Annotated in this window: 17 protein-coding genes; 6 read left to right on the top strand and 11 right to left on the bottom strand. The window is 62.4% G+C overall.

Going from position 1 to position 21,511, the window contains the following annotated elements; genetic code table 11:
* Positions 1-107: 107 nt before the first annotated feature.
* Positions 108-311 carry a DUF3073 domain-containing protein gene (locus HMPREF1484_RS04960; protein ID WP_016663928.1) on the top strand — a complete coding sequence of 68 codons (204 nt, stop codon included), beginning with the start codon at positions 108-110 and terminating at the stop codon, positions 309-311.
* Between the two features lie 199 nt (positions 312-510).
* On the opposite strand, the gene purM is transcribed toward HMPREF1484_RS04960, so the two are convergent.
* The 6 genes from purM to HMPREF1484_RS04930 form a co-directional block, all read right to left on the bottom strand.
* Complete coding sequence (gene purM, locus HMPREF1484_RS04955) at positions 511-1,635, bottom strand: phosphoribosylformylglycinamidine cyclo-ligase (protein ID WP_016663927.1); 1,125 nt, start codon at positions 1,633-1,635, stop codon at positions 511-513.
* Positions 1,632-3,107 (bottom strand): amidophosphoribosyltransferase, encoded by a 1,476-nt coding sequence (gene purF / locus HMPREF1484_RS04950; RefSeq protein WP_016663926.1) that lies wholly within the window; start codon positions 3,105-3,107, stop codon positions 1,632-1,634. Before purF ends, purM begins: the two co-directional genes overlap by 4 nt.
* 145 nt (positions 3,108-3,252) lie before the next feature.
* Entirely contained in the window at positions 3,253-3,657 is a 405-nt protein-coding gene (locus tag HMPREF1484_RS04945; protein WP_016663925.1) for a hypothetical protein, read from the bottom strand.
* A gap of 3 nt (positions 3,658-3,660) precedes the next feature.
* Positions 3,661-4,101, bottom strand: coding sequence for a sterol carrier family protein (locus HMPREF1484_RS04940; RefSeq protein ID WP_369707158.1), 441 nt, complete (start codon positions 4,099-4,101; stop codon positions 3,661-3,663).
* Positions 4,073-5,404, bottom strand: a complete 1,332-nt coding sequence (locus tag HMPREF1484_RS04935; RefSeq protein WP_016663923.1) for an adenylosuccinate synthase — start codon at positions 5,402-5,404, stop codon at positions 4,073-4,075. Before HMPREF1484_RS04935 ends, HMPREF1484_RS04940 begins: the two co-directional genes overlap by 29 nt.
* An 81-nt stretch (positions 5,405-5,485) precedes the next feature.
* Entirely contained in the window at positions 5,486-5,935 is a 450-nt protein-coding gene (locus HMPREF1484_RS04930; protein ID WP_016663922.1) for a DUF3151 domain-containing protein, read from the bottom strand.
* A gap of 87 nt (positions 5,936-6,022) precedes the next feature.
* Between HMPREF1484_RS04930 and HMPREF1484_RS04925 the strand changes: the two genes are divergently transcribed.
* From HMPREF1484_RS04925 to HMPREF1484_RS04915, 3 genes are read left to right on the top strand one after another with little or no spacing between them, the layout of a single operon-like run.
* Positions 6,023-7,825 carry a phosphotransferase family protein gene (locus HMPREF1484_RS04925; protein ID WP_016663921.1) on the top strand — a complete coding sequence of 601 codons (1,803 nt, stop codon included), beginning with the start codon at positions 6,023-6,025 and terminating at the stop codon, positions 7,823-7,825.
* Complete coding sequence (dtd, locus tag HMPREF1484_RS04920) at positions 7,825-8,271, top strand: D-aminoacyl-tRNA deacylase (RefSeq protein WP_016663920.1); 447 nt, start codon at positions 7,825-7,827, stop codon at positions 8,269-8,271. Before HMPREF1484_RS04925 ends, dtd begins: the two co-directional genes overlap by 1 nt.
* 9 nt (positions 8,272-8,280) lie before the next feature.
* Positions 8,281-9,021, top strand: coding sequence for a phosphoglyceromutase (locus HMPREF1484_RS04915; protein ID WP_016663919.1), 741 nt, complete (start codon positions 8,281-8,283; stop codon positions 9,019-9,021).
* A gap of 281 nt (positions 9,022-9,302) precedes the next feature.
* Here HMPREF1484_RS04915 and HMPREF1484_RS04910 read toward each other — a convergent pair whose 3' ends face one another.
* The 5 genes from HMPREF1484_RS04910 to HMPREF1484_RS04890 all read right to left on the bottom strand — a co-directional run bounded on the left by HMPREF1484_RS04910 (position 9,303) and on the right by HMPREF1484_RS04890 (position 16,292).
* Positions 9,303-10,889, bottom strand: coding sequence for a helicase HerA-like domain-containing protein (locus tag HMPREF1484_RS04910; protein ID WP_016663918.1), 1,587 nt, complete (start codon positions 10,887-10,889; stop codon positions 9,303-9,305).
* A 28-nt stretch (positions 10,890-10,917) separates the two neighbouring features.
* Positions 10,918-11,565 (bottom strand): TetR/AcrR family transcriptional regulator, encoded by a 648-nt coding sequence (locus tag HMPREF1484_RS10920; RefSeq protein ID WP_016663917.1) that lies wholly within the window; start codon positions 11,563-11,565, stop codon positions 10,918-10,920.
* Between the two features lie 86 nt (positions 11,566-11,651).
* Positions 11,652-13,217 carry an MDR family MFS transporter gene (locus HMPREF1484_RS04900; protein WP_016663916.1) on the bottom strand — a complete coding sequence of 522 codons (1,566 nt, stop codon included), beginning with the start codon at positions 13,215-13,217 and terminating at the stop codon, positions 11,652-11,654.
* A gap of 418 nt (positions 13,218-13,635) precedes the next feature.
* A complete protein-coding gene (locus tag HMPREF1484_RS04895; RefSeq protein ID WP_016663915.1) occupies positions 13,636-14,436 on the bottom strand; it encodes an anaerobic ribonucleoside-triphosphate reductase activating protein in 801 nt (266 codons plus the stop codon).
* Complete coding sequence (locus tag HMPREF1484_RS04890; protein WP_016663914.1) at positions 14,433-16,292, bottom strand: ribonucleoside triphosphate reductase; 1,860 nt, start codon at positions 16,290-16,292, stop codon at positions 14,433-14,435. Before HMPREF1484_RS04890 ends, HMPREF1484_RS04895 begins: the two co-directional genes overlap by 4 nt.
* Positions 16,293-17,317: 1,025 nt before the next feature.
* Between HMPREF1484_RS04890 and speC the strand changes: the two genes are divergently transcribed.
* Both speC and lysS read left to right on the top strand, forming a co-directional pair.
* A complete protein-coding gene (gene speC, locus HMPREF1484_RS04885) occupies positions 17,318-19,498 on the top strand; it encodes an ornithine decarboxylase (protein ID WP_016663913.1) in 2,181 nt (726 codons plus the stop codon).
* Between the two features lie 286 nt (positions 19,499-19,784).
* The gene (gene lysS, locus HMPREF1484_RS04880) at positions 19,785-21,347 is read left to right on the top strand and encodes a lysine--tRNA ligase (RefSeq protein WP_084813926.1); all 1,563 of its coding nucleotides are present in this window, start codon (positions 19,785-19,787) and stop codon (positions 21,345-21,347) included.
* Positions 21,348-21,511: the final 164 nt, after the last annotated feature.

Here is a 21,511-nt window from a genome sequence, read left to right as displayed (position 1 = left end):
GCCTGCTTCTACTTTAAGTCCCAGGCGCCGCAGTGTAACCTAGAGTCCGAAACTTACTCTCCAGGGCGAAAGACGCCCGCATGTTCGACGCACAGGGGGTCGTACCTATGGGTCGTGGCCGTCAGAAAGCCAAGCAGGCCAAGATTGCTCGGGACCTCAAGTACTACAGCCCGCCCACGGATCTCAACGCTCTTCAGCGTGAGCTGAGCGGGAAAAAGAACGAGTCCGCTTCGTGGGACGAAGATGACCGCTACGAAGACAAGTGGGCAAGCGAGTACGACGACTGGGCTGACGAGGACGAGGAGTCCTGACCGCCCCTTCATTGTGAACTGACGCCGCCAAACGAAGGTAATTCGCGAGAACTACAGCCGTTTGGGGGCGTCATTTTTTATGCGGTGAAGCCCACCCCCTCCCCGGTCCCCGCCCCCTCGAATTGCATAGGGTTTGTGGGGGTTTGGTTCGCGCCCAAAACCCCCGCAGCGCCTATGCAATTCAGATTTTTGGGGACAGTTACGTAGTGACGAGGACGGGGCCGCCGTGCGCCCCCTTTGCCCCCTGCACGAGCACATCGCTTTCGCCGCGCGGCTGTGCAAGATCCTCGCGCCGGGTGACTTCGCCGATCACCCGCGAGCGCACGCCCTCGGCCTCGAAATGCCGCACAACCGCGTCGGCGCTTTCTTCGCTCACAACCGCGACCATGCCAATACCCATGTTGAGAGTCGCCTCGAGGTCCGCGAGCGGCACATTTCCCCACTCGCCGATCGCGCGGAACACCGCACCGGGCTCCCAAGAGCCACGGCGAACGTGAGCGCCACAATCGGTGGGAATCACACGGGCAAGATTCGCGGCAAGGCCACCGCCCGTCACATGAGAGAGTGCGTGGAGGTTTCCGACGCCTGCCTTCTCGAGTACGCGCAGGATCTGTGCGCTGTAGATGTGGGTCGGGGTAAGGAGTTCCTCGCCGAGGGTCTTGCCGAAATCGTCGATGTGTTGGTCAAGGCTCAGCCCTGCGTGGTCGACGACGGCGCGCACGAGGGAATAGCCGTTGGAGTGCAGGCCGCTGGAGTCCATGCCGATGAGAACGTCGCCGGCTTTCACACGCTCGGCGCCGAGCATCTGGGAGGCTTCGACGACGCCGACGGCTGCGCCCGCCACGTCGTAATCATTCTCGCCCATGAGGCCGGGGTGCTCGGCCGTTTCGCCGCCCACGAGTGCGGTCTCGGCAAGGATGCAGCCCTCGGCGATGCCGCGCACGATGTTGGCGATCCGCTCGGGGTGAACCTTCCCGCACGCGATGTAGTCGGTCATGGCGAGCGGTTTCGCACCGCTCACGACGATGTCGTCTACGACCATCGCCACGAGGTCCTGACCGATCGTGTCGTGCACATCGAGCGCCTGGGCGATCGCGATTTTCGTCCCCACGCCGTCGGTACTCGAGGCGAGCAAGGGCCGCTCGTAGTTTTTGAGTGCACTCACGTCGATGAGACCGGCGAAGCCGCCAACACCGTCCACGACGCTCGCGCCGTGGGTCTTTTTTACGGCGGCCTTCATGAGTTCGACGGCGCGGTCCCCCGCGTGCGTGTCGACGCCGGCAGCGGCGTAGGTGAGGCCCTCGCCTTTCGGTGCGTTGGTCATTTCTGGATCTCCTTGTCGGCCATGCCAAGCAGTTCGCGGCCCTCGGAATCGGGAGCGGGCAGTGGGATGGGATATTCCCCGGTGAAGCATGCAGAGCACAGCTGGTTCGGTTGTTGCGCGGTCGCGCGGACCATGCCGTCAAAGCTGATGTATCCGAGGGAGTCGGCACCGATCGACCGGCAGATCTCTTCGGTATCAAGACCGTTGGCAATGAGTTGGGCGCGATCCGCAAAGTCGATGCCGTAATAGCAGGGCCACTTCACAGGCGGTGAGCTGATCCGTACGTGCACCTCGCTCGCGCCCGCCTCGCGGAGCATGCGAACCACGGCTCGCTGCGTGTTGCCGCGCACGATTGAATCGTCGATAACCACGAGGCGCTTGCCCTCGATAACTTCGCGAAGCGGGTTGAGCTTGAGGCGAATACCGAGCTGTCGAAGTGTTTGCGTGGGCTGGATGAACGTGCGACCCACGTAGGCGTTCTTGACCATGCCCTGCCCGTAGGGGATGCCGGATTCTTGGGCGTACCCGATCGCGGCGGGTGTGCCCGATTCGGGCGTGGGGATCACGAGGTCAGCGTCGACGGGGTGTTCGCGCGCAAGCTCGCGCCCCATCTCGATGCGCGACTCGTTCACGCTCCGCCCATTGAGGTTCGTGTCAGGGCGCGAGAGGTAGACGTACTCGAATACGCAGCTCTTGCGCGCGGGTTCGAGGACCTGCTCGCAGCGCAAGCCGTCTTCGTCAATCGCGATGAGCTCGCCGGGCGCTACTTCGCGCACGAAGCTCGCGCCGCAAATGTCGAGGGCGGCGGTCTCGGAGGCCACAACCCACCCGTTCGACAGCCTGCCGAGCACGAGCGGGCGGATGCCTTGCGGGTCGCGCGCCGCGTACAGGGTCTTTTCATTCATGAGCACGAAGCAGTAGGCACCGCGGATACGGCCCATGAGGTCTTTGAGGTTCTCCTCGAGGCTCCCGTCGTGATTGAGAAGCGCCGTCACGATCGCCGTGTCGGTCGTGTTGCCCTGCTTGAGCTCACCGATTTTCGCGCTGCCCTGGCGCTCGTGGAGAAGCTCGAGGAGCTCGAGGGTGTTCACGAGGTTGCCATTGTGGGCGAGGGCGATCGTGCCATCGGGGCGAGGGCCGAGCGTCGGCTGGGCATTCACCCAGTGGCTTGCCCCGGTCGTGGAATAGCGCGTGTGGCCCACGGCCATGTGGCCCTGAAGAGTCTTGAGATTGCCTTCGTCGAACACTTGCGAGACGAGACCCATGTCTTTGTAGACGAGGATCTTTTCGCCGTTTGAGGTCGCGATGCCCGCCGACTCCTGGCCGCGGTGCTGAAGCGCATAGAGCCCGAAGTAGGTGAGGGTGGCGACGTCTTCTCCTGGCGCGAACACGCCAAAAACGCCGCATTCGTCTTTCGGTTGGCGATCGTCGGGAAGGAGGTCGTGGGTAAGTCGTCCGTCTGCGGGTAGCACTAATCCAGTCTAATACGGCACACGCCCCTCGTGAATTGCATAGAGACTGTGGGGGTTTTGCCACGAGGCCCGACCAATTGCATAGACGTTGCGGGGGTTTGATCCGCTTCCGAAACCCCCACAACCCCTATGCAATTCAGGTTATCTATTTCGCGCGCGTGCGCTCGAGGAGCCAATCGATGATCACGGCGAGAAGGGCGAGGGCACCCCCGATAAAGAGAACCCCGTAGAGCGCGGCGATCACGAGCGGCGCCACATCGAAAACACCCCGGAACATGCCCCACACGAGCCCGGAAAGGGCTCCGAGCACGAGGGCGAGCACGACCCACCCACCGAGATTCATGCGGCGTTCACGCCTCACGAAGAGCGCTGTTGGCATCGGCGTCGCGTGAGGATCCGCGCCCGCGGCACCCGCATCGTCGGAGTCGACCTCAGCTGGCGCAGCGGCCTCAACATTCGCCTGGCTATCGTCCTGTCCGTGATGCTCGACGTGTGCGTCGGAGGCATCGGCGGGGAGGGAGCCGGCTTCGGGCGTGTTCTCGCTCGTCACGTGTTAATTCTCCTCGGTCGTAGTGGGGCGGGCGGGCGCTTCTTCAGCGGCGATTCTCCGGGCGATCGGCACGGGCAGAATTTCAGAGAGGTCGCTGCGTTCGCCGGATGCGCTCACACCGCCGCCTTTCGCGCGGCCCTCTGCCCACGTCAGCTCACCCGTCGCAAGGCGCATCCAGGTTGCTGCATCCATCTCCACGACTGCGGGCGGGGTTCCGCGCGTGTGGCTCGTGCCCTCTATGATCTGCACGGCGCCGAACGGTGGAACGCGCAGTTCGACGGCGCCGCCCGGGTATTCCTCGGCGAGCGCCTGGAGGGTGAATCGCACCGCGAGCGCGAGGGTAGGTCTCGCCGTGTCTTTGCCGTTCTCGCACCACGAACGGATCGCGGCCGTGCCGTCGGAGATCGGGATCGGCTTACGCGCCGGCACCGTCGAACCCTTCACCCGCGAGGCGTTCCTCGCCGGGAATGAGCGAGTGCACCGCGATCGTGTCATCGCGGTCCGGGCCAACACCGATCGCCGAAATGCGGCAGCCGGCAAGTTCCTCGAGTCGGCGCACGTAGTTTTGTGCCTCGATCGGAAGCTGCTCGAACGTGCGAGCCTTCGAGATGTCTTCGCTCCACCCGGGCATCGTCTCGTACACGGGCTTCGCGTGGTGGAACTCAGTTTGCGTCATGGGCATGTCTCGATGGATTTCGCCATCGATCTCGTAGGCGGTGCAGATCGGCACCTCGTCGAGACCCGTGAGAATGTCGAGCTTCGTGAGCACGAGATCGGTGAAACCGTTGATGCGCACGGCGTGGCGAATCATGAGGGCGTCGTACCAGCCGCAACGGCGCGGTCGCCCCGTATTGACGCCCACTTCGTGGCCCTTCTGCTGAAGGTATTCGCCCCATCTATCGAAGAGTTCCGTGGGGAACGGACCAGCGCCCACACGCGTCGTGTACGCCTTGACGATGCCGATCGCGCGGTCGATGCGCGTCGGGCCGATACCGGAACCCGTGCACGCGCCACCCGCGGTGGGGTTCGAGCTCGTCACGAACGGGTACGTGCCGTGGTCCACGTCGAGGTAGGTCGCTTGGCCGCCCTCCATGAGCACGAGCTCACCTCGGTCGAGCGCCGAGTTCAGCATCTCGGTCGTGTCCACGACCATGGGGCGGATCCGCTCCGCGTACTGGAGAAGGCCTGCCACGATCTCCTCAACCTCTACGGCCCGACGGTTGTAGAGCTTCACGAGCACGCCATTCTTCTGGCGAAGCGAGCCTTCAACCTTTTGGCGCAGGATCGACTCGTCGAATAGGTCCTGAACGCGGATGCCGAGGCGCCCCACTTTGTCCATGTAGGCGGGCCCGATGCCGCGGCCGGTCGTGCCGATTGCGCGCTTGCCGAGGAAGCGCTCGGTGACGCGGTCCATCGTTTGGTGGAAGGGGGCAACGATGTGCGCGTTCGCGGAAATGCGCAAGTGCGAGGTGTCGACGCCGCGTGATTCAAGAGTGTCGATTTCCTCGAAGAGCGCATCGAGGTTCACGACCACGCCGTTGCCGATCACGGGCGTCGCGTTCGGCGACAGAATCCCCGCGGGGAGGAGTTTAAGCTCGAACTTTTCGCCGTGGACGACGACCGTGTGCCCCGCATTGTTGCCGCCGTTGGGCTTGACAACGTAGTCGACGCGATCGCCGAGAAGATCGGTTGCCTTTCCCTTTCCTTCATCGCCCCACTGGGCTCCAACGATCACGATCGCGGGCATGACATCTCCTTGTGCGCGGCGTCCTGGTGCGCGCGGTAACGAAACAGCAAAGGCCTATTTTACGCGGGGTGATTGCCGACGTTAAGGGGCGAGCGTTGTGGCGTCGCTCAGGCTCGGGTCGGATTCGGCGATGAAATCCCTCAGGCGTTCTACCTCGCCGGTCTCGCCGATCGCTTCTGCGGCACGCGCAAGGTGCAGGAGGCACAGAAGAAAACCGCGGTTTGGTTCGTGGGAGGCGGGGACTTCACCCTGGCCTCGCCAGCCGGCGCGGCGCAGCGCGTCGAGGCCGCGGTGGTAGCCGACGCGCGCGAATGCGTAGGCCTCGATCGTGTCGCCGTCGGCACTTGACTCCTGGGCGAGGAGCGCCCAGGCGAGCGGGGAGGTGGGGTGGTCAGCAGCGACCTTCTTCGGGTCGTCACCTTCGCGGTCGCGAACGGGGCGATCGAGCTCGTCGGGCAGGAAGGTCGGCTTCGGGCCAAGCAGGTTGCCGCCAAGCTCGGGGCGAGGGCGGGAGGTCGTGTTTTCACTCATACCCCCACCCTACAAAGTGTCTGTGCCATACACCCTGCGTACACGGCTGTTTAGAAGGGCCCGGCCACAACCTGCAACAATGGGGGCATGACAGAGACCCTTGACGGTTCCGAGCTTCTCACGGGGCCCCAGGCCGGAGGTGTGCTCGAGGCGGCCGTCACCAACGCGGGCGGCGAGCTCGTCGAATGGACGCTCGACCACGTCGACCACCGCCCTTCGCGCTCCACGAAAGCAATGTTCCGCACGAAGGTGCGCTGGGTGGAGCTTGACGGCGCCGAGGCTGAACCTCGCGATGAGCTCTTCGGCGTGAGTGCCCACATCGGTGAGCAGGAAAAGAACGTGCTCGCCCCCGAGCAGTCCCTCGTGATGACCGACGGCGACATGAACGTGCGCGTGTGGCGCTACCCCCACGACCCGTGGCTGCCGATGCTCCCGCAGGTGTGCTACCCGGATGTTCTCCACGAAACCCTCGCCCGTCTCGGTGTTGCCACGGGCTTCGCGGAGGGCACCCCCGTGCCGGTTGAGGTTGTGAGCTACCGCCCCGGTCGCCGCGCCGTGCTCAAGGCCACCCTCGCCGACCGCAACGTGTTCCTCAAGGTGTTCCAGCCGCACACGACCTCGAGCGTCGTCAACCTCCACCACAGCCTGCTCGAGGCAGGCGTTCCGGTCCCCGCCGTTCTCGGCTCGACGGACGGCCTCGTCGTGCTCGCCGAGTTGCCCGGCACGGTTCTCGCGAAGGCGGTGATCGAAGAGGGCGAGCGCGCGTGCCACGCCGAGGATCTCGTCGCGATGCTCGACCGCCTCCCCGCTTCCCTGATAGATCAGCCCGTGCGCCCGCCGTGGACCGATTCCGCCGAGTTTTACGCTGGCGTTGTCGCCTCGAGCCTCCCCTCCCTCAAAGACCGCCTCGATGTCCTCGTGTACCGCATCGAGCTGGGCCTCGCCGACGTCGAGCGTCGCATTGGCCTCGAGCCCACCGAAGTCGTCCACGGCGACTTTTACGAGGCGCAAGTGTTCGTGGACAATTCTCGCGTCGTTGGCGTCCTCGACATTGACGGGGTTGGTCCGGGCCGCCGCGCCGACGACCTCGCGTGCCTGTGCGCCCACCTCTCCGTGCTTGGCGACTACGCGAATCAGGGTCGCCTGACGCTCGACATTCACGAACGGGTCGCGGAAGCGATTCGCACGTGGTATCCCGTTTTCGCGAACCGCGTTGACCCGCAAGAACTCGCACTGCGCGCCGCCGGCGTCGTCCTTTCCCTCGCAACGGGCCCGCACCGCCAGCAGGAACCCGATTGGGAGCGCGCCACGGAAGCGATGGTTCGCGTTGCCGAAACGTGGGTGCAGGTCGCCGAGTACGGGCCGCACTACGTGGGGCCCATGCCGGGCGGGCTCATTTCCGGATCCGACGCCACCCGGCCACGCACCGATGCCACGACGAATGCCGAGGCGACGAGTGCTCCGGCGGGCGACGCCGATGGCGCGCCAGCCGGACAACCGGAACAGGACCCCTCGCCGTCGCCGATCATCGTGCCATCCGTTCCAAGCGCCGACACCTCGTTCGCCCACGGCGCCGCCCACTTCGAGCAGGATCCGACGATTCCGCTCCCGCCGATTCCCGAGCTGTCCGGTCAGCAAATGGAACTCGCGCTCGGCGGCGCCAACGAACAGCCCCACGAACACTTCGGGCGCGCGGGCATCACGATGTCCCCGCCGACCCCCGTCTACGTGCCGGGAATGCGGCGACGCCCTCACGTGCGCCCCGCACGCCACACATTCCTGAAGTCGATGGAGGCGGCGCAACCGTCGGAACCCGTGCGGCGTAATACTCACCGCGCCGACGCTGCCGAGGATCCTCCAGCAAAGGCCAACGAGGAAGGAGAGAGCTGATGCGCGCGATCGTTCAGAAGGTGAACGGAGCGAAGGTCGAGGTGCTCGATACTCACGACAGCCCCCGACGCACAACAGGCGAGTTCGAGGGCGAGGGCCTCGTCGTGCTGCTGGGCATCACGCACGACGACGGCGAGAGCGCGGTCGAAACGATGGCGCGGAAGATCTGCGAACTGCGCATCCTCGACGACGAAAAATCCGCGCTCGATAAGAGCGCGCCCGTCATGATCATTTCCCAGTTCACGCTGTATGCGGACGTGCGCAAGGGGCGCCGCCCGAGCTGGAACAAAGCCGCTCCCGGGCCCGTTGCGGAGCCGCTCGTGCAGCAGGTCATTGACAGGGTGCGCGAGCGTGGCCTCACCGTGCACGAGGGCGAATTCGGCGCACACATGCAGCTCAGTATCACGAACGATGGTCCCATGACGATACTCATCGAGACCGAGTAGGGTGGATGTATGACATACACACTGGTACTGCTCCGCCACGGCGAGAGCGAATGGAATCAAAAGAACCTGTTCACCGGTTGGGTCGACGTTCCTCTTTCGGAGAAGGGCCGCGGTGAAGCCACTCATGGCGGCGAGCTCATCAAGGAATCGGGCATCCTTCCCGACGTTGTGCACACGTCGCTCCTGCGCCGCGCCATCATGACCGCGAACCTCGCGCTTGATGCCGCTGATCGCCACTGGATCCCCGTGAAGCGCGATTGGCGCCTCAACGAGCGTCACTACGGCGCGCTTCAGGGTCTCGACAAGGCCGAGACCCGCGACAAGTACGGCGACGAGCAGTTCATGCTGTGGCGCCGCTCGTTCGATGTTCCGCCGCCCGCCATCGAGGAAGGCAGCGAGTTCAGCCAGGACGGCGACCCCCGCTACGAGGGCACCGAGGTTCCGAAGGCCGAGTGCCTCAAGGACGTCATCGCGCGCTTCCTCCCCTACTGGGAAGAGGGCATCAAGCCCGACCTCGCCGCCGGCAAGACCGTTCTCGTGGCTGCGCACGGCAACTCGCTTCGCGCCCTCGTGAAGTACCTCGACGACATCTCTGACGAAGACATCGTCGGCCTCAACATCCCGACCGGCCAGCCGCTCGTTTACGAGCTCGACGAAAACTTCAAGCCTGTCACCAAGGGCGGTCGCTACCTCGATGAGGAGGCCGCGCGTAAGGCGGCAGAGGCCGTCGCCAACCAGGGTAAAAAGTAGACTCTCGGATTGCATAGGGGTTGTGGGGGTTTCGGGCTCACGCCCGCCCCGTAACCTCTCGAGTTCCGACGGTTGCCTACACACGAGGCCCCGGAGATCCTCTCGGATCCCGGGGCCTTCGCTTCCCCCCCTTTTCGAATTGCATAGGAGTTGTGGGGGTTTAGTGCCGATTCAGCGCTGCCGATTCAGCGCGGGTAAGGCGCGAGCGCCGAGGCTTCCGGGACGTCCCATAGCGCCGGCGCCGCCGATACGTTCGTAGGCACCAGCGCTCCAGTCGCCCATTATCGGCGACGCTTGCGAGTCGTCCCGAACAGCGAACGCGTAATCTCACGCCCGAGCACCGTCCCCGCCGAACGAAAGAAACTCTTGACCGCGCTATTGCCCGCGATCTTCTCCACCAATCCAGGCTCTTCCTTCGCGGGCTTCGCCTTCGCAGCGGGGGCTGCGCCTGCACCGGGCTTTTCAGTTCCGACGGCTGCCGGGGAAACGTCGGACTCCCCCTGCCCGACCTGGCCACCCTCCGCACGCGCCTTGAGGATCTCGTACGCGCTTTCGCGATCCACAACAGTGCTGTACTGGACCGCGATCTGGCTGGACGCGATAATCCGATCGATCTCAGCTTCAGGCGCGGGCTCCATCGAGGATTCGGGAGCGCGCATCGCGGCGTAGGCCACGGGGCTCGGCGCGCCCTTCTCGTTCATGACGGTGACGACCGCTTCGCCCGTGCCGAGGGAGGTCAAGAGCTTTTCAAGGTCGTACTCGGTTGTGGGGTAGGTGGCGACTGCTTTCTTGATGGCCTTTGCGTCATCGGGCGTGAAGGCGCGCAAAGCGTGCTGGACGCGGTTGCCGAGCTGCGCGAGAACGTCGGCGGGAATGTCCTTGGGCGATTGGGTAATGAAGAATACGCCGACGCCCTTGGAGCGAATAAGCCTCACGGTTTGGATGACTTGGTCGATAAAGGCACTGGATGCGCCCTTGAAAAGCAGATGCGCCTCGTCGAGGAAGAACACGAGTTTCGGCTGGGGAAGATCGCCCACTTCCGGCAGCACCTGGTAGAGCTCAGCGAGCATCCACATCATGAAGGTTGAAAACACTTCTGGCCGCTCGGCAACGCCGGGAAGTTCGAGACACGAGATGATCCCGCGACCGTCGGAATCTTTCCGGAGGAAATGCTCGACGTTGAAAGCCGGCTCTCCAAAAAACACGTCTGCACCGGAGTTTTCGAACTGGGTGAGGTTGCGCAGAATAACGCCGGCGGTCGCGGTGGAAATACCGCCGATGCTCTTGAGCTCATCCTTGCCATCGGTCGTGAGGTACTGGATGAGGGCGCGCAGATCCTTGAGGTCGAGGAGGGCAAGGCCAGTCTGGTCAGCGTAGTGAAAGATAAGCGAAAGGGAGGATTCCTGAGTCTCGTTGAGACCCAGCACCTTCGAGAGGAGAACCGGCCCGAATTCGGTAACCGTCGTGCGAATCGGCACGCCCTTACCGTGTCCACCCAGCGAAAAGAATTCGGTGGTGCCAGCGCGAGATACCCAGTCTTGGGCGCGAGCCTTCGCACGTTCGGTGAGTTTTTCCGACGCCTGCCCGGGAACAGCAATGCCGGAAAGGTCACCCTTCATATCCGCGACGAAAACGGAGGTACCGGCGGCCGCGATTTGCTCCGCGATGAGCTGCAAAGTTTTTGTTTTGCCGGTGCCGGTAGCGCCGGCGATCAAACCGTGCCTATTGAGCATTCCGAGTGGCATGTAAAGCGGCGCTTCGGGGTTCGGCTCGCCGCCATCGACGACCGCGCCGAGATGAATCCGCGGCTCCTCAAACGCGTAGGCGGCAACGAGGTCGTTCGTGTCGGGCTGAGAGATATCGGCCATGAGGTAGGAGCTCCTTCGCGGTGGTCAGTTAGAGGCGAACACGACCTGAGTCAAGAAAGTCGAGAACGATCGGCAAAGCGTCCGCGAGCGAGAGATCGCGGCGCACAGCAATAGCGTAGACGCTGCGCGCCATGGCGAATCCCCAGGCAACGTGAATCGCCGCTGCATCACGAGCGTCGTCCGCCCCCATGCTCGGGGTGAGACGCTCGGCGATGACCGCGCTGAGTTCGCGGCTCACTCCCCTGTTACGGTCGGTGAGGATTTGCAGCAGCTGCGGCTCGCGAGAAAGCACGCGGTGTGTGAGCTCGCGGGTGTCACTGCGACGAGAAGCGTCATCAGCGTGGATGCGAAGGAGCGCACGAATAGAGTCGCGAACGGGCTCCTGCGCGGGGCGAGAGGCAAGAATGTCCACAAAACGACTGCTCTGTTCAGGATCGACGCCCAGCACGGCCGCTTCCTTGGAACCCCAGTAATTGAAGAACGTGCGCGAGCATACCCCCGCCCTCTCCGCGATCTGATCGACCGTCACCTGGGCAAGACCGTGCTCGGCTACGAGTTCGAGCGCCGAAAGATGCATCGCTTCGCGCGATTCGCGTTTCTTTCGCTCGCGCAAACCCTCGTGGCTGGCGGCCAGGTCTGACGCCTGCTCTTTCTCCGTTGCGGCTGTGTCGCTCATGTCAATCACGCCTCCTCGTATCGACGTGCGGTGCATCTTCGTGTTCGAGGTGACCGTCAAGCGGTCCCTCTCAGCATGGCCGGGCGCTAGTTGGTGCTGCGCAGCTCGGTGTGGCGGATGAACAGGGAAAGCACGAGAGCGACAACCGCGAACGGGGCCGCCGTCGTGAAGACAACCTGCATGGCGTCTCCCATGCCGTGGCGAATGGCCTCGACGATCGGGGCGGGAATGCCCTCGAGCTTCGAGGGGTCAAGAATCGCCGCTGCACTACCGCCGGACTCGCCACCGATCTTTCCCATTGCGGCTGCGACCTGCGGCGGAAGCTGCGCCTGGATCTTTGGCATGAGATTCGCCGACATGACGGAGCCGAGAACGGCGGTGCCGATCGTCGAACCGACGTTACGGAAGAACTGCACGGCAGACGTCGCGACACCGAGATCCTCACGAGCGACGGCGTTTTGGACAATGAGGGTGTAGGTCTGCATACACATGCCGAGCCCCGTGCCGATCACGATCATGACGAGCGTGAGATGCAGTTGCGAGGATTGCCAGTCGAGGCCTGCAAGAAGGATGTATCCGACGCTCATGACGATACCGCCGAGAACGAGGAGTCCCTTGTAGCGGCCCCACTTGGTGATCATGATGCCCATGAGAATCGACGTCACGATCATGGCGACGTTGAGCGGGATGAGGATCGCGCCCGAATTCGTTGCGGATACCCCGAGGACGCCTTGCGCGAACACGGGGATGTAGATGATTCCGCCGAACATTGCGACCGCGATCGCGAAGCTCGCGAGGATCGATAGGGAGATGCGGGAGTCGGCGAGCATGCGGAGCGGGACGAGCGGGTTCTCCGCTCGCATCTCGACGACCACGAAAAGCGCAAGGAGGATTGCCGCAGCCACGAACATGGTGATGATGACCGAGGAGTCCCAATCGTAGGTATTGCCACCCCACGACACGGCGAGCAGGCCGATGACAAGGCCGGGCGTGAGAGTCAGCGCGCCAATGAGGTCGAACTTTCCAGCGCTTGCCGTATGCGGCAGGCGCATGAACTTTGTGAGGAACACGAGGGCAGCGACACCGAGCGGAAGGGCGAGATAGAACAGGTAGCGCCAACCGAAGTTGTCGGTCACCCAGCCTCCGAAAAGCGGACCAGCGATCGAGGACACGCCGAACACGGCACCCATGATGCCCTGATACTTTCCGCGCTGGCGCGGCGGGATGATGTCGCCGATGATCGTCTGGCTGAGCGGCATGATCGTGCCCATACCGAGGCCCTGGACGGCACGCGAGAACACAAGGAACCAGAAGTTTGTGGCCATGCCGGACAGGGCCGAACCGATCATGAACACGACGAGGCCCGCGATATAGAACGTCTTGCGGCCGTACATGTCGGAGAGCTTGCCGACGACCGGCACCGCGACCGCCGAGACGAGCATGGCCGCGGTCGCGATCCAGCTGTAGTGCTCCATGCCGCCGAGTTCGGCGACGATGCGCGGCATGGCGGGGCCGACGATCGTCTGCGAGATCGACGCGACAAACATACCGAGCATGAGGCCGAGGAACACGAGTTTACCGTCGCGGTCGAGGCCGGTGAATTCCACGGGAGCGTCGCCGCGCGCCGCGCGAGTTTGAAGTGATGTAGACATGGTCCCCTTTTCGTCCGTGCACCGCCACAAAAATTATGCAGCGACTGCAAAATCCTTAACGTGTGGGAGACTATCGCCTCCTGCCCGCCTCACCAAGGGGTGCGCGGCGGAACGTGACAAACGGAGCAGGGCGGCGGGCTCGCCTCGCTCACGGCCCGTCTGCGCCCCGCCCCTCGTCTTCCCTCGCCGTGTCCCCCTCGCCTCCCCTCCTCGCCGCGTCTCCCCTTCCCTCCTCGCCTCCCCTCCTTCGGTTCTGTACCCAACGTTTGTGGCGGTATCCGGCCTCATTCCGCCACAAACGTTGGGTTTAGATCCCTCGCACGCGGCAGAGAGCGTACAGGGGGACACCTTGATCGGCGCCCCAGCCCAGGATCGATTCCCCTCAACCTAATCCTGTAGGTGCGGCAGAAGGTCCTACCTAGGCACGAGCCTCGACTCGAACACCCACAACGTCGCCGGTCGTCCGCGCACTTTCGAGCACCGCCTCGAACATTCGATCCCAGCGGGGGCGCTCGGGAAGCGTGCGCGCAAAGGTGTCGGAAGTGCCGTCGGACCTCGCCTGCTGAAAAATCAGCGTTCGCGCTCCCCTCTCCACCCCAGCCTCGCGCCAGAGATCCGAGGCGACCTCAACGATGCGCGGGGCGTACGGGGCGAGCACCGGGGTGAGGGTCGTGCGCAGCTCAATCTCCACACCGGCGCGCGCAAGTGCGAGGAACGACTCGCGTGAGCGTTCAAAGGCGCGGCTCGCGTTCGGGTTCACGCTTCTCAGTCCGACGGTTTCCTCAAACACTTCGGGCGGTGCTTTGAGGTCAAATCCGACCCAATCGACGAGAGGCCCGCCTGGGTCCGAGGAGACGATGTCGTGAATCCGGGACGGAAAGGCACCTCCCGTGTGCAGGCCGGTGCGAAACCCAAGCGCCCGCACCTCTTGAAACGCAGGGATGATGGCACGCTGGAGCGTCGCCTCTCCCCCGGAAAACACGACACCATCGAGGAGCCCGCGCCTTCTTGCCAAGAGATCCTCGACCTCGCCCCACGTGACCGTGCCCGGAGTTCGGGGGTCGAGGATCGCGTGGTTGTGGCAATAGCTGCACCGCCACGGGCAGCCCTGGAGAAAGAGCGTCGCGGCAAGCTTTCCAGGCCAATCCACCGTCGAGAGCGGCACGAGGCCCGCAATTGCGAGATCATGCGGACTCAGGGCTGCGGAATGCTCACTCATGCAGGGACGACGGTTTCCGGGCGAGCTTCGGACGCGCGAAGTTCCCCGTGGCGCTCAGCCGCACCTTCCGTGAAGAACTTACGCTCCTCGAACTCGCCCTTCTTCCCGATGTTGAACGAGCTTACTGGCCGGTGATAACCCATGACACGCGTCCATACTTCGCACACGTCGCCGCATGCGGGGCACTCGTGGTGTTCACCCTTGAGGTAGCCGTGGCTCGGGCAGATCGAGAAGGTTGGAGTGATGGTGAGATACGGAAGATGGAAGTTCGAGAGGGCACGCTTCACGAGCTGTTTCGCCGCCTCGGGCGAACTCATCTGTTCATTCATGTACAGGTGCAAAACCGTACCGCCCGTGTATTTGGTCTGCAGCTCGTCTTGCCATTCCAACGCTTCAAATGGATCGTCGGTCGCACCCACGGGAATTTGGGAGGAGTTCGTGTAGTACGGGTTTTCGGCGGTACCCGCTTGAATGATCGCGGGAAAGCGCTCGCGATCCGCTTTCGCGAGGCGGTAGGTAGCGCCTTCGGCGGGGGTCGCCTCAAGGTTGTAGAGATTCCCGGTTTCTTCCTGGAATTCGACCATTTTCCCGCGAATATGGTCGAGAATCCGCACGCACATCGCGCGCCCCTCGCCCGTCACGAGATTGTGGGCATCACCCGTAAAGTTCCGCACCATTTCGTTCATGCCATTAACCCCGAGCGTCGAGAAGTGGTTACCGAGGTGGCCCATGTAGCGCTTCGTGTACGGGTAAAGCCCGCGATCGATGAGCTCCTGCACCGTCGCGCGCCGCCTCTCGAGAGTGTCTTTACCCAGGTCAAGGAGGCGATCGAGAGCATCCATGAGCGCGGCTTCATCACCCTTGTGGAGGTAGCCCAGGCGCGCCATATTGATCGTGACCACGCCAATCGAGCCCGTGAGTTCAGCGCTTCCGAAAAGGCCATTGCCGCGTTTGAGGAGCTCTCGAAGATCGAGCTGGAGGCGGCAGCACATCGAGCGAATCTGCCCGGGATCAAGCTCCGAGTTGATGAAGTTTTGGAAGTACGGGAGGCCGTACTTCGCGGTCATCCGGAAAAGACGCTCTGAGTTCGGTGAGTCCCAATCAAAGTCCCGCGTGATGTTGTACGTCGGAATCGGGAAGGTGAACACGCGACCATTCGCGTCCCCCTCCGTCATCACGTCGATGTACGCGCGATTAATCAGGTCCATTTCTTCTTGCAGCTCGCCGTACGTAAAGTCGCACACCTCTGAGCCAATAAGCGGATACTGATCCTTGAGGTCATCCGGGCAGTTCCAATCAAACGTCAAGTTCGTAAACGGGCACTGGCTCCCCCAGCGACTCGGAACGTTCAGGTTATAGATGAGCTCCTGCATGTTCTGCCGCACCTCTTCGTAGCTCATCGCATCGAGCCTCACAAACGGCGCCATGTAGGTATCGAATGAGCTGAACGCTTGCGCACCCGCCCACTCATTTTGCAGCGTCCCGAGGAAGTTCACGATCTGCCCGCAGGCACTGGAAAAATGCTTCGGGGGCGCGGAGGCAATCGCGCCCGGCACACCATTGAAGCCCTCCTGCAAGAGCGTGCGCAGCGACCAGCCCGCACAGTATCCCGTGAGCATGTCGAGGTCATGGATATAGAGATCGCCCTCGCGGTGGGCCTGGCCAGCCTCCGCGCTGAAAACCTCATCGAGCCAGTAGTTCGCGACCAGCTTTCCCGCCGAGTTGAGCACGAGCCCGCCAACGCTGTACCCCTGGTTCGCGTTCGCATTCACGCGCCAATCGGCGCGGCCAAGATAATCATTGATCGTCGAAATCGGGTCTACAAGGGTGCGCTCGGCGTGGTGGCGTGCGGGCATGGTGCGCTCCTATCGCAAATGGGGTGGTGTGCTTCGATGTGCCGATAGGCCCCGCGTGCGGAGCTTTCGGCTGCCCACCTAGATTCACTCGCGAGAGGCACATCTTGTGCCGCGACACGCGGAGGCCACAACATGTAGTGGTTTCGTGACGGTGTGAGCGGCACAGATCGGGACGAACGTCCCGGTGAGCAGGCATCCGGGGCGACACCTTATTGACTGTCGCTAAATGCGCCCCCCCCAAACAGCCGCCCCAACCCCCGCCCGGCAGCCGCCCCTCTCGCGAAAGTGGTGAAAAACAGCCCCAGATGCCCGGATCCAAGCTCCAGGCGGCCACTTTTCACCACCTTCAAACAAGCAACCACCAACGAACCGACCGACACCCCACCCCAAAGCCAACCGCGCCAGCACCCGCAACACCCACCGTCAGCGCCCCAACGCCCGATGCCCCTCAAAACCCGCAACCCCCACCTTCAATACCGCCCCTCACCGAGCAAGAAGTGCGTGCGCACTATCCCCCTAAATCAGACCAATACGCTGTGGAACTTTAAATATCCAGAAAAACTCCCAATTAGGAGGATTGCGGGCAACAAATATCGACGAGCGCTGCCCACTTTCAGTCTCGCCGTGCAGTTTCAAAGGTGTCGCAACCGTACTTAAGGGTGTCGCCCCACTGAAACGCCAAGGCCCACCCCCCCCGACGAGGCACACACCACACTGCGCCCGTAGTCACGGTGTCACGCATGCCACCATCGGACCCCAAAGGCAAAGCCGCAGGCCGCAACACTGGGAGCGCCCCATCCACAAAAGGATCTAGATCACTATTTGGGTGAACTTGGACGGGGCTGCAGAGAGGTGCACAAAACCCGACCCCACGCAAATCGCAGACGCGCTCAACGTAAACATCCCGTTACGGCAGCAAGCGAAGGGACTTAACTCCCTAGAAAAACACAACCTCGAAGGTGTAGCGTCATGGTGTCGGACAGAGTTGTGCCGACGAGATTTTCTCCAATGCAAGGAAAGTGAAAATGCTCCGCAGGACTATTGGAGTCAGCGCCGCTCTTCTCGGCTCTGACACAACGATCCATCCGATTCCCGGCTACGAACTGACCGCACTCCAGGGCGGCGACCTCGCGAACATCTCCGCGATCATCCTCGACCAGGATGACATCGACGCGGGTAAGGTCGCCGAGATCAACGAATACGGTTTCGGTATTCCCGTTTTCGCCGCCGTGAAGAGCACCAAGGACACCACTAACCTCGAGGGCCTCCACGGCGTTATCGCCCTCGACGAGCTCCAGGGCGACTACTTCGCTCGCCAGATCGCTGCCGCCGCTGACAAGTTCGAGGACGAGGTTCTCCCCCCGTTCTTCGGCGCGCTCACGAAGTACTACAACCGCGGCTTCTCGCCGTTCGACTGCCCCGGACACCAGGGCGGCCAGTTCTTCCGCCAGCACCCGGCCGGCCGTCGCTTCTTCGACTTCTACGGCGAAGAGCTCTTCCGCACCGACCTTTGTAACGCTGACGTCGCCATGGGTGACCTCCTCATCCACGACGGCCCGCCCGTCCAGGCCACTGAAGCTGCTGCTCGCATCTTCAACGCCGACAACACCTGGTTCATCCTCAACGGCACCTCGTCGTCGAACAAGGTTGCCATCAACGCTGTTGTTGGCCCCGACGATCTCGTGCTGTTCGACCGCAACAACCACAAGTCGAACATCCACGGCGCCCTCGTCATGGCCGGCGGCAAGCCCGTCTACCTCGAGACCGCACGTAACGCGTTCGGCCTTATCGGCGGCATCGACGAGCACTGCTTCGAAGAGGACTACATCCGTGAGCGCCTCGAGAAGGTTGACCCCGAGCGTGCAAAGGCTGAGCGCCCGTTCCGCCTCGCGATCATCCAGCTCGGCACCTACGACGGCACGATCTACAACGCCCGGCAGGTCGTCGACAAGATCGGTCACCTCTGTGACTACATCCTGTTCGACTCCGCATGGGTTGGCTACGAGCAGTGGATCGACATCATGAAGGAAGGCTCGCCGATGCTCCTCGAGCTCGACGAGAACGACCCCGGTATCCTCGTGACCCAGTCGGTGCACAAGCAGCAGGCTGGCTTCTCGCAGGCCTCGCAGATCCACAAGAAGGACTCGCACATCAAGGGCCAGGATCGGTACGTGAACTTTGATCAGTTCAACAACTCGTACATGATGCACGCCTCGACGAGCCCCTACTACCCGCTGTTCGCCTCGCTCGACATCAACGCCAAGATGCACGAGAACGGCGCCGGCGAGAAGCTGTGGCACGAAGCCCTCAAGAACTCGATTGAGGCTCGTAAGCTCATCCTCGGCAACCTCAAGATGCTCAAGCCGTTCGTTCCCGCCGAGGTCGACGGCAAGCCTTGGGAGTCGTACGACACCGAGACCATCGCTTCGAACCGTAAGTTCTTCGAGTTCCACCCGGGCGAGCAGTGGCACGGCTTCGACAGCTACGTTGAGGGCCAGTACTTCGTTGACCCGATGAAGCTCCTGCTCACCACTCCGGGCCTCATCAACAAGACCGGTGGCTTCGAGTACGAGGACTTCGGCATCCCGGCGAATATTCTCGCGAACTACCTGCGCACGCAGGGCATCGTTCCCGAGAAGTGCGACCTCAACTCGATCCTGTTCCTCCTCACCCCGGCGGACACGATCCAGAAGTACTCGAACCTCGTCGCTGCGCTCCGCCGCTTCGAAGAGGCTGTTGAGAAGGACGTTCCGCTTCAGGAAGTTCTCCCGGAGATCTACGCTGCGAACGAGGACCGCTACCGCGGTTACACGATTCGCCAGCTCTGCCAGGAGATGCACGACTTCTACAAGAACCGCACGGTTGCTCAGCTCCAGAAGGACATGTTCCGCGAGGAGAACTTCCCGAAGGTCGAAATGACCCCGCAGGAAGCAAACGTCGAGTTCATCCGTGGCAACGTCGACTACCTCCCGATCGAAGAGTGCAAGGGCCGCATCGCGGCCGAGGGCGCTCTTCCCTACCCCCCGGGCGTCGTCGTGGTTGTCCCCGGTGAGGTTTGGGGCGGTCCGCAGTACGACTACTTCATGGCACTTGAAGAGGGCATCAACCAGCTGCCCGGCTTCGCTCCTGAGCTCCAGGGCGTTCACATGGTGACCGAAGACGACGGCCGCCAGCGCGCCTACGGGTACGTCATCCGCAACAAGTAAGGACGGGTAGACCAACATCTGCCAATAATTTCGGCGGGGCGCCCGCGTGGAAAGCTAGCATTCCACGCGGGCGCCCCTTTATGTGCGCTTTCGTGGCCAAAAGGTTCACCGACCAAATTGCAGCTTGACCGCGAATAAAGATCAGCAACCTATTTCCCTATTTCCATATATCCAGGCGAAAAAACCGTCCCCCGGGAAACTAACTGAGAAGCCAATACACAGTAAGACAGGCAACACAGCCGCGCAGATTTGCTGTTACACTGACTTTGTTCCTTACCTAGGAACAATGTCACAACATCAAGAGAGAGAGATCATCGTGTCTGAGCTCAATGCTGGCCCCCAAGCGGGCGTCGAGACCCAAACTACCGCTGACCAACGCGCGGTGCGCATGGGCAAGCGGGCCGACATGCTCAAGCAGCAGGAGCGTCTGCCTTACCCCGTTGGTGTAGAAAACACCTCGACGATTCAGGCCGTCCTCGAAAAGCACGGTGAACTAGAAGGTTCCGAAGTAAAGACCGGCGACGTAGTCGGCCTTTCTGGACGCGTCGTCCACATCCGCAAGACCGGCAAGCTCGTTTTCGCCGTTCTCCAAGCCGGGGATCACTCACGCTTGCAGTCAATGCTTGTGGAGAATGAAGTTGGCGAACAAGCATTCGAAGACTTCAACCGCCTCGTTGATATCGGTGACCACATCTTCGTGCACGGAGAAATCGGCACCTCCAGGACTGGCGAGCTTTCCATTTACGCTGACCGTTGGGAAATGGCTTCGAAGTCGCTTCGCCCACTACCGAACCTCCACACCGACCTCAGCGACGAAATGCGAATGCGTCGTCGCTATGTCGACCTCATTGTCAACCCCGAGGCACAGCGCATCGCACGCTTGCGAACTCGTGTGATCCAGGCTCTGCGCGACACCTTCCGCGAGCGTAACTACATCGAGCTCGAAACGCCTATGCTCCAGGTTGTGCCCTCAGGTGCATCCGCGCGTTCCTTCGATACGCACATGAACGCGTTCGATATGCAGGTTTCGCTACGTATCGCTCCTGAGCTCTTCCTCAAGCGTGCCGTTGTAGGTGGCCTCGACCGCGTATTCGAGATCAACCGCAACTTCCGCAATGAGGGAGCGGACTCGACGCACTCCCCCGAGTTCACCATGCTGGAGTGCTACGAGGCGTACGCCGACTACAACGTCATGGCCGATCTGGCACAAGAACTCATCCAGAACGCAGCCATCGCAGCAACCGGCTCAACCTTGGTCACCCTCGATGACGGCACTGAGTTCGACCTCGGTGGCGAATGGAAGCGCATCGACCTCTACGAGAGCATTTCACACTATGCAGGGGAAGAGATCACTCCTGAAACCTCCGCCGAGCACCTTCGCGAACTCGCCCGCAAGTTTGAGGTAGATGTGGATGAAGAGACGCTCGGCCACGGAAAGCTCGTCGAAGAAATTTGGGAGCATCTGATCCCCGCCGAAGAGCTCTACAATCCCGTTTTCGTCATGAATTACCCAGTCGAGACGAGCCCGCTCACTCGCGATCACCGCGACCGCCCGGGCGTCGTGGAGAAGTGGGATCTTTACATCCGTGGCTCGGAAATCGGCACAGCCTACTCCGAGCTTGCTGATCCGGTTATCCAAAGGGAGCGGTTCGTGCAGCAGGCGCAGCTTGCAGCTGGCGGCGACGAAGATGCAATGCGTTACGACGAAGATTTCTGCGACGCCATGGAATACGGATTCCCTCCGTCAGGCGGCATGGGAATCGGCATCGACCGTGTACTCCAGACCATCACCGGTCTCGGTATCCGTGAAACCATCCTTTTCCCGCTTATCAAGCCCATCGAGAACTAGGAATCCACGGGGCTCAAGCAGTGGATTAATAGCCATTAGCTTCGTGAGCCTTCCTTGACCCCGGGCCACCACAGGCCGGCATTTTTGCCCCTGTGGTGGCCCGGTCACTACTGCATATAAGCAGCCGGAACTCGCATACAAACGCGAATCAGCTCTAAGACCGA

Source organism: Dermabacter sp. HFH0086, assembly GCF_000413375.1.
Lineage (GTDB): Bacteria > Actinomycetota > Actinomycetes > Actinomycetales > Dermabacteraceae > Dermabacter > Dermabacter hominis.
The sequence above is the reverse complement of the archived record's forward strand: the minus strand, read 5'-3'. Positions and strand labels throughout refer to the sequence as shown.

Excerpts from the sequence above, each read along its gene's own strand:
- HMPREF1484_RS10920 (WP_016663917.1), bottom strand. The coding sequence starts at position 11,565 with ATGAGCGACACAGCCGCAACGGAGAAAGAGCAGGCGTCAGACCTGGCC.
- lysS (WP_084813926.1), top strand. The coding sequence starts at position 19,785 with ATGTCACAACATCAAGAGAGAGAGATCATCGTGTCTGAGCTCAATGCT.
- HMPREF1484_RS04915 (WP_016663919.1), top strand. The coding sequence starts at position 8,281 with ATGACATACACACTGGTACTGCTCCGCCACGGCGAGAGCGAATGGAAT.
- HMPREF1484_RS04925 (WP_016663921.1), top strand. The coding sequence starts at position 6,023 with ATGACAGAGACCCTTGACGGTTCCGAGCTTCTCACGGGGCCCCAGGCC.
- HMPREF1484_RS04930 (WP_016663922.1), bottom strand. The coding sequence starts at position 5,935 with ATGAGTGAAAACACGACCTCCCGCCCTCGCCCCGAGCTTGGCGGCAAC.
- purM (WP_016663927.1), bottom strand. The coding sequence starts at position 1,635 with ATGACCAACGCACCGAAAGGCGAGGGCCTCACCTACGCCGCTGCCGGC.
- HMPREF1484_RS04960 (WP_016663928.1), top strand. The coding sequence starts at position 108 with ATGGGTCGTGGCCGTCAGAAAGCCAAGCAGGCCAAGATTGCTCGGGAC.
- HMPREF1484_RS04900 (WP_016663916.1), bottom strand. The coding sequence starts at position 13,217 with ATGTCTACATCACTTCAAACTCGCGCGGCGCGCGGCGACGCTCCCGTG.
- HMPREF1484_RS04935 (WP_016663923.1), bottom strand. The coding sequence starts at position 5,404 with ATGCCCGCGATCGTGATCGTTGGAGCCCAGTGGGGCGATGAAGGAAAG.
- speC (WP_016663913.1), top strand. The coding sequence starts at position 17,318 with ATGCTCCGCAGGACTATTGGAGTCAGCGCCGCTCTTCTCGGCTCTGAC.
- HMPREF1484_RS04895 (WP_016663915.1), bottom strand. The coding sequence starts at position 14,436 with ATGAGTGAGCATTCCGCAGCCCTGAGTCCGCATGATCTCGCAATTGCG.
- dtd (WP_016663920.1), top strand. The coding sequence starts at position 7,825 with ATGCGCGCGATCGTTCAGAAGGTGAACGGAGCGAAGGTCGAGGTGCTC.
- HMPREF1484_RS04890 (WP_016663914.1), bottom strand. The coding sequence starts at position 16,292 with ATGCCCGCACGCCACCACGCCGAGCGCACCCTTGTAGACCCGATTTCG.
- HMPREF1484_RS04910 (WP_016663918.1), bottom strand. The coding sequence starts at position 10,889 with ATGGCCGATATCTCTCAGCCCGACACGAACGACCTCGTTGCCGCCTAC.